Annotated in this window: 13 protein-coding genes and 1 pseudogene; 9 read left to right on the top strand and 5 right to left on the bottom strand. The window is 74.6% G+C overall.

Annotated features, from left to right (window positions below; genetic code table 11):
- The first annotated feature begins 1 nt into the window (after position 1).
- The 8 genes and pseudogenes from dcd to mnhG all read left to right on the top strand — a co-directional run bounded on the left by dcd (position 2) and on the right by mnhG (position 8600).
- Entirely contained in the window at positions 2 to 583 is a 582-nt protein-coding gene (dcd, locus tag O3T09_RS02905) for a dCTP deaminase (protein ID WP_041104515.1), read from the top strand.
- Positions 535 to 1902, top strand: a pseudogene (locus tag O3T09_RS02900) (MFS transporter); the annotation flags it as partial. The gene dcd and the pseudogene O3T09_RS02900, both read left to right, overlap by 49 nt.
- 68 nt (positions 1903 to 1970) lie before the next feature.
- The gene (locus O3T09_RS02895) at positions 1971 to 5069 is read left to right on the top strand and encodes a Na+/H+ antiporter subunit A (protein ID WP_041104517.1); all 3099 of its coding nucleotides are present in this window, start codon (positions 1971 to 1973) and stop codon (positions 5067 to 5069) included.
- Positions 5066 to 5626, top strand: coding sequence for an NADH-quinone oxidoreductase subunit K (locus O3T09_RS02890; protein WP_078025521.1), 561 nt, complete (start codon positions 5066 to 5068; stop codon positions 5624 to 5626). The genes O3T09_RS02895 and O3T09_RS02890 overlap by 4 nt, the downstream gene beginning before the upstream one ends.
- Positions 5623 to 7254 carry a Na+/H+ antiporter subunit D gene (locus tag O3T09_RS02885; RefSeq protein WP_036383641.1) on the top strand — a complete coding sequence of 544 codons (1632 nt, stop codon included), beginning with the start codon at positions 5623 to 5625 and terminating at the stop codon, positions 7252 to 7254. Before O3T09_RS02890 ends, O3T09_RS02885 begins: the two co-directional genes overlap by 4 nt.
- The gene (locus tag O3T09_RS02880; protein WP_036383643.1) at positions 7241 to 7858 is read left to right on the top strand and encodes a Na+/H+ antiporter subunit E; all 618 of its coding nucleotides are present in this window, start codon (positions 7241 to 7243) and stop codon (positions 7856 to 7858) included. Before O3T09_RS02885 ends, O3T09_RS02880 begins: the two co-directional genes overlap by 14 nt.
- Complete coding sequence (locus O3T09_RS02875) at positions 7858 to 8196, top strand: monovalent cation/H+ antiporter complex subunit F (RefSeq protein WP_036383645.1); 339 nt, start codon at positions 7858 to 7860, stop codon at positions 8194 to 8196. Before O3T09_RS02880 ends, O3T09_RS02875 begins: the two co-directional genes overlap by 1 nt.
- Positions 8193 to 8600, top strand: coding sequence for a monovalent cation/H(+) antiporter subunit G (mnhG, locus tag O3T09_RS02870; RefSeq protein ID WP_036383647.1), 408 nt, complete (start codon positions 8193 to 8195; stop codon positions 8598 to 8600). Before O3T09_RS02875 ends, mnhG begins: the two co-directional genes overlap by 4 nt.
- Before the next feature lie 78 nt (positions 8601 to 8678).
- Here the strand turns inward: mnhG and O3T09_RS02865 are convergent, their stop codons facing one another.
- The 5 genes from O3T09_RS02865 to O3T09_RS02845 all read right to left on the bottom strand — a co-directional run bounded on the left by O3T09_RS02865 (position 8679) and on the right by O3T09_RS02845 (position 14529).
- Positions 8679 to 8957 carry a DUF4235 domain-containing protein gene (locus O3T09_RS02865; protein ID WP_036383649.1) on the bottom strand — a complete coding sequence of 93 codons (279 nt, stop codon included), beginning with the start codon at positions 8955 to 8957 and terminating at the stop codon, positions 8679 to 8681.
- Between the two features lie 77 nt (positions 8958 to 9034).
- Entirely contained in the window at positions 9035 to 10036 is a 1002-nt protein-coding gene (locus O3T09_RS02860) for an aminotransferase class IV (protein ID WP_036383651.1), read from the bottom strand.
- 64 nt (positions 10037 to 10100) lie between these two features.
- Positions 10101 to 13382: an MMPL family transporter gene (locus O3T09_RS02855; protein WP_095353950.1), complete on the bottom strand. Its 3282-nt coding sequence runs from the start codon at positions 13380 to 13382 to the stop codon at positions 10101 to 10103.
- Between the two features lie 161 nt (positions 13383 to 13543).
- Positions 13544 to 14056, bottom strand: coding sequence for a para-aminobenzoate synthase component I (locus O3T09_RS02850; protein WP_036317220.1), 513 nt, complete (start codon positions 14054 to 14056; stop codon positions 13544 to 13546).
- Positions 14053 to 14529 (bottom strand): MarR family winged helix-turn-helix transcriptional regulator, encoded by a 477-nt coding sequence (locus tag O3T09_RS02845; RefSeq protein WP_036317223.1) that lies wholly within the window; start codon positions 14527 to 14529, stop codon positions 14053 to 14055. The genes O3T09_RS02850 and O3T09_RS02845 overlap by 4 nt, the downstream gene beginning before the upstream one ends.
- 63 nt (positions 14530 to 14592) lie before the next feature.
- On the opposite strand from O3T09_RS02845, the gene O3T09_RS02840 reads away from it, so the two are divergent.
- Positions 14593 to 16887, top strand: coding sequence for an MMPL family transporter (locus tag O3T09_RS02840; RefSeq protein ID WP_036317226.1), 2295 nt, complete (start codon positions 14593 to 14595; stop codon positions 16885 to 16887).
- The last annotated feature ends 50 nt before the right edge of the window (positions 16888 to 16937 follow it).

Here is a 16937-nt window from a genome sequence, read left to right as displayed (position 1 = left end):
CGTGCTGCTCTCCGACCGCGACATCCGCGCCGAGCTCGACTCCGGGCGCGTCGGCCTGGACCCCCTCGACCCGGCGATGGTCCAGCCCGCGTCCGTGGACGTGCGCCTGGACCGGTTCTTCCGGCTCTTCGACAACCACCGGTACGCGCACATCGACCCGCGCCAGAAGCAGGACGAGCTGACCCGGCTGGTGGAGGTGGACCCGGACGAGGCGTTCATCCTGCACCCGGGGGAGTTCGTGCTCGGCTCCACCTATGAGCAGGTCACCCTGCCGGACGACCTCGCCGCCCGCCTCGAGGGCAAGTCCTCGCTGGGGCGGCTGGGCCTGCTGACGCACTCGACCGCCGGGTTCATCGACCCCGGGTTCTCCGGGCACGTCACGCTCGAGCTGTCCAACGTGGCCACGCTGCCCATCACGCTGTGGCCGGGGATGAAGATCGGCCAGCTGTGCTTCTTCCGGCTCTCCTCGTCGGCCCAGTCGCCGTACGGCACCGGGGCCAACCAGAACCGGTACCAGGGTCAGCGCGGGCCCACGGCCTCCCGGGCGCACCGGGACTTCCACCTCACCCGCATCGAGCGATGACCGACGTCGCGCTCCCGCCGGTCGCCTCCGCCGCCCCGCGCCGCCAGGTGGCCGCGTGGGCGCTGTGGGACTGGGGCTCGGCCGCGTTCAACGCGGTCATGGTCACCTTCGTGTTCGGCACCTACCTGGCCTCGGACGCGTTCGGGCCGGACGAGCGGGGCACGGCCTGGCTCTCGACGGCGATGGCGGTGGCCGGCGTCGTCATCGCGGTCACCGCGCCCGTGCTGGGGCGTCGGGCGGACGGCGCGGGACGGCGCCGCCTCTGGCTGGCGCTGACCACGGGCGCCGTGATCGCGTGCACCGCAGCTTGCTTCTGGGTCACCCCGGAGGAGTCCTCCCTGCTGCTGGGCGTCACCCTGATCGCCCTGGGCACGGTGTTCTTCGAGTTCGCGGAGGTGCAGGTCAACGCGATCCTCGTGCACATCTCGACGCCGGCCACGATCGGCCGGATCTCGGGCATCGGCTGGGGCGCGGGGTATCTCGGCGGCATCCTGCTGCTGCTGATCGTGTTCGTGGGCTTCGTCTCGGGGGACGCGCACTGGTTCGGCGTCACGGAGGACGCGGCGCTGAACATCCGGGTGGTCGCGCTCGTGGCCGCCGCGTGGTTCCTCGTGTTCGCGATCCCCGTGCTGGTGGCCGTGCCGGACCCGGCCCCCGCCCCGGCGGCGGACGGCGGGCCGCGCCGTGAGTCGGTGCTGGGCTCCTACCGCGAGCTGGGGGCCACGCTGGCCCGGATGTGGCGCGAGGACCGGAACACGCTGTGGTTCCTCGTGGCCTCGGCGGTGTTCCGCGACGGCGTGGGCGCGGTGTTCGTCTACGGCGCCATCCTGGGCACCACGGTCTACGGGCTGGCGGCCTCGGACGTGATCCTGTTCGCGATCGCGGCCAACGTGGTGGCCGCCCTGGGCGCCTTCGTGGGCGGGCGGCTCGACGACGCGGTCGGTCCGCGCCGGGTGATCCTCGGTTCGCTGGCCGCCATGGTCCTCGTGGCCGGGGCGCTCTTCTTCGCCTCGGGCACCCTCGCGTTCTGGGTCGGCGGGCTGGCGCTGTGCCTGTTCGTGGGCCCGGTGCAGTCGGCCTCGCGCGCGTTCCTGGGCCGGCTCACCACGCCGCGGACGGCTGGCGAGGTGTTCGGGCTGTACGCCACCACGGGCCGCGCGGTCGGGTTCATCACGCCCGCGCTCGTCACGCTCGCGCTCGCCCTGCACCCGGACAACCGGGTGGTCATCCCCGTGATCGCCGTCGTGCTCGTGGCCGGTGGGCTGCTGTTCGCCCGGGTCACGGAGCCGATCACGCGGAGCGCGGAATCGGTCCGCTGACCCCGGGTGGGGCGCATCCCTCCGTTAGGCTGGACCGGACCCTCGCCCGTGCCTGACGAAGGGACCGCATGCTCGTCATCCTGACCGCGCTCTTCGTCGTCGCGCTCGCCGCCCCGGTGCTCTTCCGGTGGACGGGACGTCAGGGGTTCTATCTGCTCGCCGCCGCTCCCGCGGCGGGCTTCGTTTGGCTGCTCACTCAGCTGCCGCACGTGTTCGCGCTGCAGGAGGCGCTCGACGCCGGCCGGCCGGTCCCGGCCTCGGCGGCGCGCCTGGACCGCGCCGTGCCGTGGGTGCCGTACCTCGAGACCGAGCTCGCGTTCCGCATGGACGTGCTGGCCGCGTTCATGTCCCTGATCGTGCTGGGAGTCGGCGCGCTGGTCCTGGCCTACTGCGCCCGCTACTTCCGGGAGCACGAGCCGCGCAACGCGGTGTTCGGCGGGCAGCTGCTGGCGTTCGCCGGCGCGATGTTCGGGCTCGTCACCACGGACGACCTGATGGTGCTCTACACCTTCTGGGAGATCACGTCCGTCCTGTCCTTCCTGCTGATCGGCTACTCGGGCCACCGCATCTTCGCCCGCCGCTCCGCCATCACCGCCCTGATCGTCACCACGTTCGGCGGCCTGGCCATGCTCGCGGGCCTGATCATGCTGGCCCACTTCGCCGGGTCCTGGCGGATCTCCGGGGTCCTCGAGGCCGCCCCCGCCCTCATGGCCGACGCCGGGCTGCGCGGGCTGCTCGAGGTCGCCGTCGCCCTGGTGCTGATCGGCGCCCTCACGAAGTCCGCCCAGGCCCCCTTCCACTTCTGGCTGCCGGGCGCGATGGCCGCGCCGACCCCCGTGTCCGCGTACCTGCACGCGGCGGCCATGGTGAAGGCCGGCGTCTTCCTCGTGGCCCGCCTGGCCCCGGAGTTCCACGGCCTCGCCATGTGGCAGGTCCTCGTGATCGGCGTGGGTCTGTGGACCCTGCTGCTCGGCGGCTGGCGCGCCCTGCGGCAGACAGACATCAAGCTCGTCCTCGCGTATGGCACGGTCTCCCAGCTCGGCTTCCTCATGGTGGCCAACGGGCTGGGCACCCGCGACGCCGCCATGGCCGGCCTCGCCATGCTCCTGGCCCACGCGGTGTTCAAGGCCCCCCTGTTCATGGTGGTCGGCATCATCGACCACGAGGCCGGCACGCGCGATCTGCGCCAGCTCTCCGGGATCGGCCGCCGCCACCCGGCCCTGGCCGCCGTCGCCGTGGTGGCGGGCCTGTCCATGGCCGGCCTGCCTCCGCTGTTCGGCTTCGTGGCCAAGGAGTCCGTCCTGGAGGGCCTGGCCGCCCACGGCGTGGCGCACGCGGACGTGTGGGGCTGGACGCCGCTCGTGCTCATGACCGTGGGCTCGGTGCTCACCTTCGCCTACACGTGGCGGTTCCTGTGGGGCTCGTTCGCCGCCAAGCGGGACGAGGAGGGGGCCGCGGTCCCCGTCACGCGCTTCCACACCCGCGTCACCACCCTCGAGCTGGCCCCGGCCGCGCTGCTCGCGCTCGCCGGCCTGGTGCTCGCCTTCCTGCCCGGCCCGGTGGAGGGGATCATCACCGCCCACACGGGCTCCCTGCCGCCGCTGGACCCGGAGGAGGCGCCGGCCTACCTGGCCCTGTGGCACGGCTGGACGCCCATCCTCGCCCTCTCCGCGGGGGTCTGGGTGCTCGGCGCGCTGCTCGCCCTCGGCCGGCCGGGAGTCGAGGCGTTCCAGCGCCGCGTCGAGTTCCCGGTCGACGCCCTGCGCACGTACCGGAAGATCACCGGCGCCCTCGACGAGGTCGCCATCTGGGTCACGGGGCGCACCCAGACCGGCTCCCTGCGCCGCTACCTGGGCATCATCCTGGCCACCGCGTTCCTGCTGCCGGCCGCGTTCCTGCTCTTCCCCGTGGGGCGCAGCGAGCGCACGCTGGCCACCTCGTTCCTCTCCGCGGACGTCGCCTGGTTCCAGACCCCGGCGCAGCTGGTCGTGGTGCTGATGATCGCCGTCGCCACCGTCTTCGCCGTCCGCGCGCGCCGCCGCTTCAAGGCGATCATGCTGGTGTCCGTGACCGGCTACGGCGCCGCCGCCCTGTTCGCGATGCGCGGCGCCCCGGACCTCGCGATCACCCAGGTGCTCGTGGAGACCATCATCCTGGTCACCCTCATCCTGGGCCTGCGCGTGCTGCCGCCGGACTGGTACGACCGCCGCACCGGCTCGCGGCGGCTGGGCCGCCTGGCCGTGGCCGTCGGGTTCGCGCTGACCATGATGTGGATCGCCGCCACCGCGCTGGCCGCCCGCACGGCGGAGCGGATCTCGCTGCCCATGCCGGAGCTCGCCTACACGGACGGCTACGGCACGAACGCCGTGAACGTCACCCTCGTGGACATCCGCGCGTGGGACACGTGGGGCGAGATCACGGTGCTGGCCGCCGCGGCCACCGGCGTGGCCTCCCTGATCTTCCTGCAGCACCGCGACGGGCGCACCCGCAGCATCGACGACGTCGCCCCCGGCTCCGTCGGCGACTTCGGCGCCGACTCCTCGCTCGGGGCCCGCGAGCTGTCCGTCGTGCGCAGCTTCGCTGTGGACGATCGCAAGGGCCAGTGGCTCGTGGCCGGCCACACGATGGCCCCCGAGCGGCGCTCGATCATCCTCGAGGTCGTCACCCGCTTCATGTTCCCGATCATGATGCTGCTCTCCGTCTACCTGCTGCTGGCCGGGCACAACACCCCCGGCGGCGGCTTCGCCGGCGGCCTGCTCGCAGGCCTGGCCCTCACGCTGCGCTTCCTCGCCGGCGGCCGGTACGAGCTGCAGGAGGCCTCCGTGATCCCGGCCGGGCCCATGATCGGCCTGGGCCTGGCGATCGCCACGCTCACCGGGATCGCCCCGCTCTTCTTCGGCGGGCAGATCCTGCAGTCCTATGTGGTGGAGTTCACCGACCTGCCGCTGTTCGGCGACGCCCTCAAGCTGGTCTCGGCCACGGCGTTCGACATCGGCGTGTACCTCGTGGTGGTCGGGCTCGTGATCGACGTGCTGCGCTCGCTCGGCGGTGAGGTGGACCGCCGGGGCGAGGAGGCCCGCCGCGCCCGCCTGCGCGCCGCGGCCCGCCGTCGCCATCCGCGCATGCCCACCCCGTCCACTCCGTCCACCCAGGAGGCCGCCCGATGATGACCGTCGACCTGGCCCTGCTCCTGGCCATGGGCGTGATGTTCGCCGGGGGCATCTACCTCGTGCTCGAGCGCAGCCTGACGCGCATCCTGCTCGGCATCGTGCTGATCAACAACGGCGCCATCATGCTGCTGTTCCTCTCCTCGGGCGGCACGGGCCTGGCCCCGCTGTTCGTGCGCGGACGGGACCCGCACGAGTACGCGGACACGCTGCCGCAGGCGCTGATCCTCACCGCGATCGTGATCGGCTTCGCCGTGATCGCGTTCCTGACCGCCATGATCTACCGCTCGTGGCTGCTCGTCCGCGAGGACGAGGTCGAGGTGGACGCGGAGGACGTCAAGATCGCCCGGATGCCCGCCTGGGACGCGGAGGACGACGCGGAGCTCGTGGAGGAGTCCTCGGAGTTCCTGGACGACGCCGCGGACCCCAACGCCCACTACGAGCACGCCACGGAGTCCCGACCCCACGTGCGCCACGCCTCACCCACGCCGCCCGCCCATCCCGGCCCGGCGTCCGCCGTCCGTGCCCACCGCGCCGACGGGGGGCCGCGCCCGTGAGCATCGGCACCCTCCCCCTGACCGACCTGGCCCCGCTGGCCGTCATGCTGCCCGTGCTGGGCGCGGCCGTGACCTTCATGCTCGTGCGCCGCCCCCGCGCGCAGATCACCGTCACGGTCTCCGCGCTCGTGCTCACCCTCGTGCTGGACGCGCTGCTGCTGGCCGCGGTCTGGGACACCGGGGTCGCGGCCGTCCACCTCGGCGGCTGGCCGGCCCCGCTGGGCATCAGCCTCGTGGTGGATCGGCTCTCGGCCCTCATGCTCGTGGTGTCGGCGCTGATCACCCTGGCGGTGCTGCTGTACGCCTCGGCGCAGGGGCTGATCAACCGGGACGAGGGTGGGCCGGTCTCGATCTTCCACCCCACGTTCCTGATCCTCGTGGCGGGCGTGTCCAACGCGTTCCTCGCCGGCGACCTGTTCAACCTCTACGTGGGCTTCGAGATCCTCCTGACGTCCTCCTACGTGCTGCTGACCATGGGGGGCACCGCCCAGCGCATCCGCGCGGGCGTCACCTACGTGGTGGTCTCCGTGCTCTCCTCGGTGGTGTTCCTGATCGCGATCGCGATGATCTACGCGGCCACCGGCACCGTGAACATGGCGGACCTGGCCGTGAAGCTGGGCGAGCTGCCCACCGACGTGCAGATGGTCCTGCACGTGCTGCTCCTGGTGGGCTTCGGCATCAAGGCGGCCGTGTTCCCGCTGTCCTTCTGGCTGCCGGACTCGTACCCCACCGCGCCCGCCCCGGTGACCGCGGTGTTCGCGGGCCTGCTCACCAAGGTGGGCGTGTACGCGATGATCCGCACCGAGACGCTGCTCTTCCCGGGGGAGCACGTCAACGCGCTCCTGCTCGTGGTGGCCGCGCTGACCATGGTGGTGGGCATCCTCGGCGCGCTGGCCCAGACGGACATCAAGCGCATCCTGTCCTTCATCCTCGTCTCCCACATCGGCTACATGATCTTCGGCCTGGGCCTGGCCACGGAGGCGGGGCTGGCGGCCACCGTGTACTACGTGGCCCATCACATCACCGTGCAGACCGCGCTCTTCCTCGTCACGGGCCTGATCGAGAACCGCGCCGGCACAGCGAACATCGACCGCCTCGGGTCCCTGGCGAAGGTCTCCCCGTTCGTGAGCGTCCTGTTCCTCGTGCCCGCGCTCAACCTCGGCGGCATCCCGCCGTTCTCCGGCTTCCTCGGCAAGGTCGGCCTGCTGCGCGGCGGCGTCGAGCAGGCCACGCCCCTGGCCTACACGCTGGTGGGCGTGTCCCTGCTCGTGTCCCTGCTGACCCTGCTCGTGGTGGTGCGCGTGTGGACCCGCGCGTTCTGGCGCCGCGTCGAGGACGTGGAGCACCCGCCCGCCCAGCTCGTGGCCGCCTACGAGCGGGCCGTCGCCCGTGGCGAGCGCCCCCGCCCGCTCGAGCCGGGCCTCGTGCTGCCCACCACGGCGCTCGTGGGCCTGACGCTGGTGTTCACGGTGGCCGCCGGTCCGCTGTTCGCGCTGGCCGACGAGGCCGCCACGGACATGCTCGACCGCTCGCCCTACATCGCGGCGGTGCTCGACGACGCCGCGGCCGAGCGGGCCGCGGCCACCCTCAGCGTCGACCCGACGGAGGTGCACGATGCCCGGAAGTGACTCCGCCCGCCGCGGCGTGGTGCGCCCCGACCGGATCCGGGGCATCGTGGCCCAGTGGCCGCTGATCCTCGTGATGGTGGCCGTGTGGTGCGCCCTGTGGCAGGACTTCGCTCCGCACGTGGCCCTGACCGGCCTCGCCTTCGCGCTGCTGATCATCGGGCTCTTCCCGATGCCGAGCATCCCGTTCAGCGGCCGTCTGAACCCCTGGTGGTCCCTCGTGTTCACGGTGCGGTTCCTCGTCGACGTCGTGCGCGCCTCAGTCAACGTGGCCGGGACGGTGCTGCTGCGTGGCCGCCGCGCCCGCGGCTCGATCGTGGGCGTCCCGCTGCGCAGCCACGACGACCTCATCATCACGCTCGTCAGCCACGCCCTGGCCCTGGTGCCGGGCTCGATCGTGCTGGACGTGGACCGGGTCCGCTCCGTCCTGTACCTGCACGTGCTCGACGCGACCACGGACGAGGACGTGGCGGGCTTCCGCGCCAAGGCCCTCGACGTGGAGGCGGGCATCATCCGCGCCGTCGGCACGCGTGAGGACCTCGAGCTGGTCCGCCGCTTCCCGAGTTCGGCGCCCCCCGCCGCCCGCCCCCCGAAGGAGGAGGCCTGATGGACCCCATGGACCTGGCCACGTGGGCCGGCGGGGCGCTGCTCGTGGTCGGCGCCGTCGGTGCGCTCTACCGGATCGTGCGCGGCCCCTCGCTGCTGGACCGGGCGGTCGCCACGGACGTGCTGCTCGTGGTGTTCTCCGGGATGCTCGTCCTGGAGATGGCCGTGCACCGCCACACCCACCACGTGGTCCTCGTGGTGCTGGCCGCCACCGTCGGCTTCGTCGGCTCGGTGACGGTGGCGCGCTTCGCGGAGGACCGGCGCCCGGACCACTCGCTCGAGGACCAGGCGCGCGTGCCCGGCACCACGGACGTGCCGGGCGGGGAGGAGGGCCGATGACCGACACCGCCACGCTCCTGGACTGGCTGGCCGCGTTCCTGCTCGTCAGCGGTGCCTTCTTCTCCCTGGTGGCCGGCGTGGGCCTGTTCGTGCTCCCGGACCTGCTGGCCCGCATGCACGCCGCCGCCAAGCCGCAGGTCCTCGGCCTGCTGCTCATGCTCGCCGGGCTGGCGATCGAGTGGCGGTCGTGGGTGTGGCTGCCCGTGCTGTTGCTGGCGTGGGTCACCCAGATGGTCACGGCCCCGGTGGCCTCCCACCTGGTGGGCCGTACGGGCTACCGCACCAAGCACGCCCGCCGTGAGCTGTTGCACCGGGACGAGCTGGCCGCCGTCGTCCGTCGCGCCGAGCCCCCGGCGGACCCCGGGCCGCGCCGCGCCGGCGCCCGGCCGCGCGGGCGCCGCTGACACCACCCCGCATAGCACGACGGCCGCCGTCCGGATCCCTCCGGGCGGCGGCCGTCGTCGTGGTGGTGGCGGGGCGGCTCAGACCTCGTGGTCCACGCGGTGCGCGGTGGACTCGGACACCTTGCGGATCGCGGCGCCGGCGCCGCGCTGGCCGGCGACCTTCAGCAGCGCCGCGACGCCCGCGGAGATGAACGCGAAGGACAGGGCCTCGATGAGGGGCAGCGTCTCGTCGGCCGCGTCGTTCGGGGCGCTGTGGCCGGTGACGAGCCGCCAGCCGCCCGCCACCACGCGGGAGCCGACGATGCCGCCGACCAGCGTGATGCCGGCGGACAGGGCCTTCTGGGCGAGCGTGTTCATGGTGCGCCTTCCGTGGTCGGGGATCTCACGTGCGGTTGCGGCCGCGGCCGACGACGCCGGACGGGCCGGTCCCCAGCCTAGCCCGCGGTGGGCACCGGGTCGCCGCTGACGTGCCGGCCGGGGTCGCCGTCGGCGTCCAGATGGGCCTGCAGCATGCCGGTGAGCTCGTGGTCCACGGGGATCTCGACGCCGTCGACGGCGCGCACCGGCAGGACGCCGCGCACCGAGGAGACGAGCCAGACGCCCTCGGCGCCCTGGAGGTCCGCCGGGACGAGCGGGCCGTAGCCGAGCTCCCAGCCGTCCGCGTGGGCGGCCGCGAAGATCACGGCCTGCGACGTGCCGGCGAGGATGCCCTTCTGGCGCAGCGGGGTGAGGAGGCGGCGGACGCCGTCCTCCCCGGTGCGCACGATCAGCACCGTGGAGGTGGGGCCCTCGAGCAGGTAGCCGTCCGCGCTGGTGAAGACGACGTCGTCGGCGCCGTGCGCGCGGGCGTAGCGCAGGGCGGCCATGTTCACGGCGTAGGAGAGGGTCTTCGCGCCGGTGAGCAGCCACGGGGAGCGCTCGGGGGCCTGCGAGTCGATGCCGCGGTCCAGCAGCAGCACCCGCAGCCCCCGCTGCCGCTCCTCGTCCTGGATCGCCGGGGCCGGGCTCAGCAGCGCCCACGCGGTGGGCGTGGGCACCGCGCCGGGAGCCGCGTCCGGGCCGCGGGTGACGGTCAGGCGCACGGCGAGACGGTCCCCGGGCGCGACGTCGTTGGCCTCGGTGAACGCCCGCAGGCCGAGCGCGACGGCGGCCTCCCACGCCGCCGCCTCGGGGGCGGCCAGCTGCAGGGCGGCGGCGGACGCGGCCAGCCGGCCGAGGTGGGCTCCGAGCTTGCGCATGCGCAGGGTCCCGAGCCCGTCGGCGACGGCGAGCGCCGTCTCGAAGATGCCGTCGCCGCGCGTGACCCCCTGGTCCGTGACGCTCAGGTGCGGGACGGCCGGGTCCGCGAGCCGCGGGGCGGGGGCGCCGTCCGCGTCCGTCTCGAGCAGGACGAGGACGGGCGAGCCGGCGGCGGGGGAGAAGGCGGTGGGACGCATCCGCCCAGGATAGACGCCCGCCCCCGGCCGATCGGGGCCGGGGGCGGGCATCAGTCGGGGGCGGTCAGGCCCGGTGGGCGCCGCCGTCCGGGGCGGGGACGGAGGGCTGCGCCGGGGCGTGGGCGCGCTCGAGCTGGGCGCCCTCCACGTCCACGTCCGGCATGATCCGGTCGAGCCAGCGCGGCAGCCACCACGCCTTCTCGCCGAGCAGGTGCATCAGCGCCGGCATCAGGAGCAGGCGCACCACGAACGCGTCCAGCAGCACGCCGAAGGCCAGGCCGAAGCCCATCGGGCGGATCATCGCGTCGTGGGCGAAGATGAACCCGCCGAACACGGAGATCATGATGATCGCCGCGGCGATCACGACGGCCCGGCCCGAGCGCAGGCCGGTCAGCACGGCCTGGCGGGCGGGCAGGCCGTGGGCGTAGGCCTCGCGCATGCCGGAGGCGATGAACAGCTGGTAGTCCATGGCCAGGCCGAACAGCACGCCGATCATGATGGTCGGCAGGAAGCTGAGCACGGGGCCGGGGTTGTGGACCCCGAACACCGAGCCGAGCCAGCCCCACTGGTAGATGGCCACCACGCCGCCCATGGCGGCGAACATGGAGAGCACGAACCCGCCGGTGGCGATCAGCGGCACCAGGATCGAGCGGAACACCAGCACCATGATCAGCAGGGACAGGCCCACCACCACGCCCAGGTAGAGGGGCAGGGCGTCGGAGAGCTTCTCCGAGACGTCGATGAACCCGCTGGTCATGCCGGCCACGCCGAGGTTGGAGGCCTCGCCGGCCGGCTCGGTGGCGCGCAGGTCGCGCACCAGCTCCTCGGTGGAGACGGCGTTCGGGCCCTCCTCGGGCAGCACCTGGAACATGGTGACGGTGCGGTCCTCGTTGAAGCCCGCGGGCACCACGGCGTGCGCGTGCTCGAGGCCGGCGAGCTGCTCGCCCACCGCCAGGCGGGCGTCCTCGGCCGCGTCCTCGTCCAGGCCGGCGGGCAGGTCCACGGTCACCACGAGCGGGCCGTTGTAGCCCTCGCCGAACTTCTCGGCGGTGAGCTCGTACGCAACCTGCGAGTCGGAGCCCTCCGGCTCGGACCCGCCGTCCGGCAGGCCCAGGCGCATCGAGCCGACCGGCAGGGCCACGAGCACCAGCAGGGCGACGGCCGCCAGGGCCGAGGCGATCGCGGCCGGGGTGGACATGGTCGAGCGGCGCCCGGCGCGGCGCACGGCGGCGGAGCCCTCGGCGACGGAGGCGGGACCCTCGTCGGCGAGGCGGGCCCGCTCCTTCTTCGAGAGGATCCGCATCCCGGCCAGGGAGAGCAGGGCCGGGGTCAGGGTGACGGCCACCAGCACGGCCACGGCCACGCAGACCGCGCCCACGGTGCCCATCAGGCCCAGGAACGGGATGCCGGTGACGTTCAGGCCCACGAGGGCGACGATCACGGTGATGCCGGCAAACACCACGGCGTTGCCGGAGGTGCCGTTGGCCAGCGCGATCGACTCGTGCAGGCCCGTGCCGCGACGCAGCTCCTGGCGGTGCCGGTTGACGATGAACAGCGCGTAGTCGATGCCCACGGCCAGGCCCAGCATCACCCCGAGCACCGGGGTCACGGAGATCATCTCCACGGCGGAGGAGAACGCGAGCGCCCCGGCGGCGCCCACGCCCACGCCCACCAGCGCGTTGACCAGCGGCAGACCCGCGCCCACGAGGGTGCCGAGCATGACCACCAGCACGATCGCGGCGACCACGAGGCCCACGACCTCGCCCGGGCCGAGCAGGGAGAGCGCGGTGGCGTTGAGCTCCTGGGAGGGATGCACGGCGACGCCGTCGATGTCCGCGCCGGTGAGGGCGCCGGTGACCGCCTCCTTGTCCTCGGCGGTGACGTCCAGGGTCGGCGTGGTGAAGGTGACGATCCCGACGGCGGTGCTGCCGTCCTCGGACACGGTGCGGAAGTCCTCCGCGAGGGCCAGGGTGCGCTCGCCGCGCTCGGCCTCGACGCGGCCGTCCTCCAGCTCGGCGCGGCCGTCGGCGAGGTCCGCCTCGGCCTGGTCCAGGCGCTCCGCGCCGGCGGCCAGCTGGGCCCGGCCGTCCTCGAGCTCGGCGACGCCGCGCTCGTACTCGGCCCGGCCCTCGTCGATCTTCTGCTGCTGCGCGTCGAGCTCGGCCTCGGCCGCGTCCAGGGCCTGCTGCCGTCCCGCGGCCACCTGCTCGCGGCCGGCCTCGAGCTCGGCCTCGGACTCCTGCAGCTGCTGCCGGCCGGCGGCGAGTCGGGCGGCGCCGTCGTCGGCCTCGGCCTGGGCGGCCGCGAGCTGTTCGGCGCCCGCGTCGGCCTCGGCCTGGGCGGCCTCCAGCTGGGCGCGGGCGGCGTCGGCCTGGTCCTGACCGGCCGCCAGCTGTGCCTCGGCGGCGGCGAGCTGCGCCTCCTGGTCGGCGAACTGCTCGGTGACCTGCTCCGCCGGGATGCCGGCGGCCTCGGCCTCGGCCAGTGCGGCGTCCCGGGCCTGCTCGAGCTCGGCGCGGCCCGCGGCCAGCTGCTCGGCCCGGGCGTCGAGCTCGGCCTGCCCGGCCTCGAGCTCGGCCCACCGGGCGTCGAGCTCGGCCTGCGCGGCCTCGAGCTCCTGACGCTGTGCGTCGAGCTTGGCCTGCCCGGCCTCGAGGCGCTCCGCCTGCTCCTCGAGCTCGGCGCGGCCGGCGTCGAGCTGCTCCTGGCCTTCGGCCACCTGCTGCTCGGCCTCCCGGAGCGGGGCCAGGGCCTCGGCCGGCAGGGCGTCCAGGCCACGCTCCTCGAGGTCGGCGCGCGCGGCGTCGAGCTTCGCCTGCCCCTCCTCCAGCTGGGCGGCGGCCTCGGCCAGGCGCTGCTCGGCCGCGTCGGCCTCGGCCGTGCGACGCTCGAGCTCGGCCCGGCCGTCCTCGATCTCCTGGCGTCCGTCCGCGAGGCGCTGCTCGCCGTCGGCCAGCTCGGTGCGGCCCTCGTCCAGCCGGGTGCGGGCGTCGTCCTGCTGGGCCTGGGCCTCGAACGGGTTCACGACGCCCTCCACGGCCGGCTGCTCGGCGACGTCGTCCAACAGGGCGGTGATCTGCTCGCGCTGGGCGTCGGTCAGGGGGGAGCCGTCCTCGGTGGTGAACACGACCTGGCCCCTGCCGCGGGAGGCCTCGGGGAACTCCTCCTTGAGGCGGTCCGTGACCTGGGCGGTGGGCGTGCCGGGGATGGTGACGGTGGAGGAGAGCGTGCCGCCGAAGGCGAGGAACCCGCCGACGGCGAGGGCCAGGGCGAGCACCCAGGCGAGGATCACGAGGAGGGGGCGGCGGGCGGCGCCGAGGCCGAGACGGTAGAGCAGTGTAGCCATGGGAAGGGGAGGTCTCCGTGCGCTGGGGTGGGACGCGGCCGGACGCGGCGCGCCGCCTCCGATGCTACACCTAAGCGGAGCGAACCGCTCCGGTCCCAGCGCGGGCGCCCGACCGGCCCGCACGCAGACCCCGACGCCCCCGGCCCCGGGCACCGCCGCCGTCAGGCGGAGGGCAGACGCAGGATCAGGTCCGCCGCGGCGCGCGGGGCGTGCCGGGCCAGGTAGTCCTCCTCCTGTGCGGCCCAGCGGTCCCAGTGCGGGGCGAAGGTCTCACCGTCCCGGGCCAGCGCCCGCGTGCGTCGCGCGGGGGTCTCGAGCTCGAGCCACACCGCCAGGTCGAGCAGCGGTCGGGCGGCGGTGCTGAGCGCACCCACGCCCTCGCACACCACGACGTCGGCCGGCGCGGTCCGCCGCGGCGGGCCGGGGGCGGCGCGGTGCCAGTCCCACGTGGTCCAGGTCGCCGTGCCCCGCTCCCGCAGCGCGCGCACGACGCCCGGGTAGGGGCCGTCGTCGTCCACCGCGGCGGCCAGCCCGTCCCAGCCCCGGTACATGGACTCGATCTCGATCACCTCGACGCGCGCGAACGGCGCGATCCGGGCCGCGAGCGCGGCGGCGAGGACGGTCTTGCCCGACCCCGAGCGGCCGTCCAGGCCGATGAGCGCCGGTCGGGTCACGGGTCCTCCGGGGCGGGGTCCGTCAGTGCGGCGGTGGCCGCCTCGAGCACCCGCACCGCGGCCCGCAGCTCCGCGGCGGAGAACCCCTCGAGGGCGGCGCTCAGCCGCTGGGACATCGGTTCGAACGCGCGCTGTCCGTCGCGGCGGGCCGTGTCCGTGTGCTCCACCAGCACGCGCCGCCGGTCGCCCTCGTCCCGGTGGCGGCGGACGTGGCCCGCGGCGGCCAGGCGGTCCACGAGGGCGGTGGCCGAGGCCCGGGTGAGGTGCAGGTGGGCGCCGAGGTCCGAGGCCGTGACGGGCTCACCGGCCGCCGCGCGGGCCATCAGGTACGCGAGGGCTCTGAGGTCCGTGCGGTGCAGGCCGACGCCGCGGCCGGCCTCGTCGACGGCGTGCTCCGCGCTCTCGCTGAAGACGCGCAGGGCGTGGACCACGGCGAGGTGCTCCGCGGGGGCGGAGGGGGGCTGCGTGGTCATGGCCGGGAGTCTAGCCAGCCCCCATGGTTGTTTGATCATCGAACCATCCCCTACGCTCGGGGCATGCCCACCCCGCCCGACCTCTCCGCCTTCCGCACCCCCGCCGCCACGGGGCGTCCCCCTCGGGGGCTGCGGCTGGGCCTGGCCGCGGCGCTGGCCGTGGTCTGGTTCGCCGTGCTCGGCCTGGGCGGCCCCGTGTTCGGCAGGATCGGCGACGTCTCCTCGAACGACCAGGCCACCTTCCTGCCGGCGTCGGCCGAGTCCACCCGCGCGGGACAGGAGGCGGCGGCGTTCCAGGACGGCGAGGCCGTGCCCGCCGTCGTCGTGGGCCCGGCGAGCACCGCGGACCCCGCGGCCGCCTTCCCCGCGCTCGCGGACCTCGCGGGCCGGTTGGGCGAGGTGCCGGGCGTGACCGACGTCGCCGGCCCGATCCCCTCCGACGACGGCGCGGCGGTGCAGTTCCTGGCCTTCGTCGACTCCTCGGCCGGGGCCGAGCGGCCCGTGGCCGACGTGGTGGCCGACCTGCGGGAGGTCGTGGCGGACCCGGCGGCCGCCGACCCCGCCCTCGCCGGCACCGTGGCCGCGGACACCGAGTGGCACGTGGGCGGTCCGGCGGGCCTGGTCGCGGAGCTGGGCGGCGCGTTCGCGGGCATCGACGGGCTGCTGCTGCTCGTGGCGCTCGCGGTGGTGTTCGTGATCCTCGTGGCGGTCTACCGCTCCGTCCTGCTGCCGGTCCTCGTGCTCCTGACGGCCGTGGCCGCGCTCTGCGGCGCGATCGTGGCCGTCTACGGGATGGCACTGGCGGGCTGGATCCAGCTCAACGGCCAGGCCCAGGGCATCCTCTCGATCCTCGTGATCGGCGCGGCCACCGACTACTGCCTCCTGCTCGTGGCCCGGCACCGCGAGGAGCTGCTGGTCCGGGCGGACGTCGGGGAGGCGCTGCGGGCCGCCGTGCGCGGGTCCTTCGGCGCGATCACCGCGTCCGCCTCGACCGTGGCCCTCGCCCTGCTGATCCTGATGGCCTCGGACCTCAACTCGACGCGCTCCCTCGGCCCCGTGGCCGCCACGGGTGTGGCGTTCGCGTGGCTCGCCGCCCTGACCCTGCTGCCGGCGCTGCTGCGGCTGACCGGGCGTGCCGCCTTCTGGCCCACGATCCCGTCCCCCGAGCGCGCTCGCCGTCGCGCGCAGCGCAGAGCCGCCCGGGGCCGGGCCTTCACCCCGCCGCTCGACGGCGCGGGCCGACCCGTCGCCGGCCTCGAGGAGGACCACGGGGTGTGGACGCGGGTGGGCGCCGTCGTCGCGCGCCGGCCCCGTCTCGTCTGGGTCGCCACGACGGTCGTGCTCCTCGCCCTCTGCGGCGGTCTGCTGCAGCTGCGCGCGGACGGCGTCGCCCAGGAGGACGTGCTGCTCGGCGACTCCGACGCCCGGCAGGCCCAGGCCCTGCTGAGCGAGCACTTCGACGCCGGCGCGGGCGCCCCCGCCCAGATCCTCGCCCCGGCCGGGGACGCGGAGGCGGTGCTCGCCGCCGTCGCGGAGGACCCCGGCGTGGCCGAGGCCGAGGTCACCACGGACGCCCCCGAGGCCGCCGCGGGCCCACCCCCGGGCGTGACCGACGCGGAGGGCGGGGCGGGCGCCGCGTCCGCGCCGGAGCCGCAGCCCCGCGTGGTGGACGGCCGCGTGCTGGTCTCGGCCACCCTGGCGGACCCGGGCGAGTCCCTTGCCGCGCAGCAGACCGTGGCCCGCCTGCGCGACCGGCTCGCGGACCTCCCGGCCACGGGCGAGATCCTCGTGGGCGGCCCGGCGGCCCAGGCGCTGGACACGAACGTCACCACGCAGCGCGACCTGCGGGTCGTCATCCCGCTGATCCTCGCGATGCTGCTGGTCATCCTCGCGGTGCTGCTGCGCTCGCTCCTGGCACCCGTGCTGCTCGTGGCGGCCACCGTGGTCAGCTTCGGCGCGGCCCTGGGCGTCTCGGCCCTCGTGTTCCGGCACGTGTTCGGCTTCGAGGACGCCGACCCCACCGTGCCGCTGTACGGCTTCGTCTTCCTCGTGGCGCTCGGGATCGACTACACGATCTTCCTGATGACCCGGGCGCGGGAGGAGACGCCGCGGCACGGCACGCGGGCGGGCGTGCTGCGCGCCCTCACCGTCACGGGCGGGGTCATCACCTCGGCCGGCGTCGTGCTGGCGGCCACCTTCGCCGCGCTCGCGGTGATCCCGCTGATGTTCATGGTGCAGTTGGCGTTCATCGTCGCGTTCGGCGTGCTGCTCGATACGCTGATCGTGCGCTCCCTGCTGATCCCGGCGCTCGTGCGGGACATCGGCCCGAAGGTGTGGTGGCCGGCGAAGGTCGACTGAACCGCGCAGGAGGGAGGGGCCCGACCGTCAGTGCGGTCGGGCCCCTCCGG

It is taken from the genome of Micrococcus sp. H39-S4 (assembly GCF_027158145.1).
In the GTDB taxonomy this organism is placed as follows: Bacteria; Actinomycetota; Actinomycetes; order Actinomycetales; family Micrococcaceae; genus Micrococcus; species Micrococcus luteus.
The sequence above is the reverse complement of the archived record's forward strand: the minus strand, read 5'-3'. Positions and strand labels throughout refer to the sequence as shown.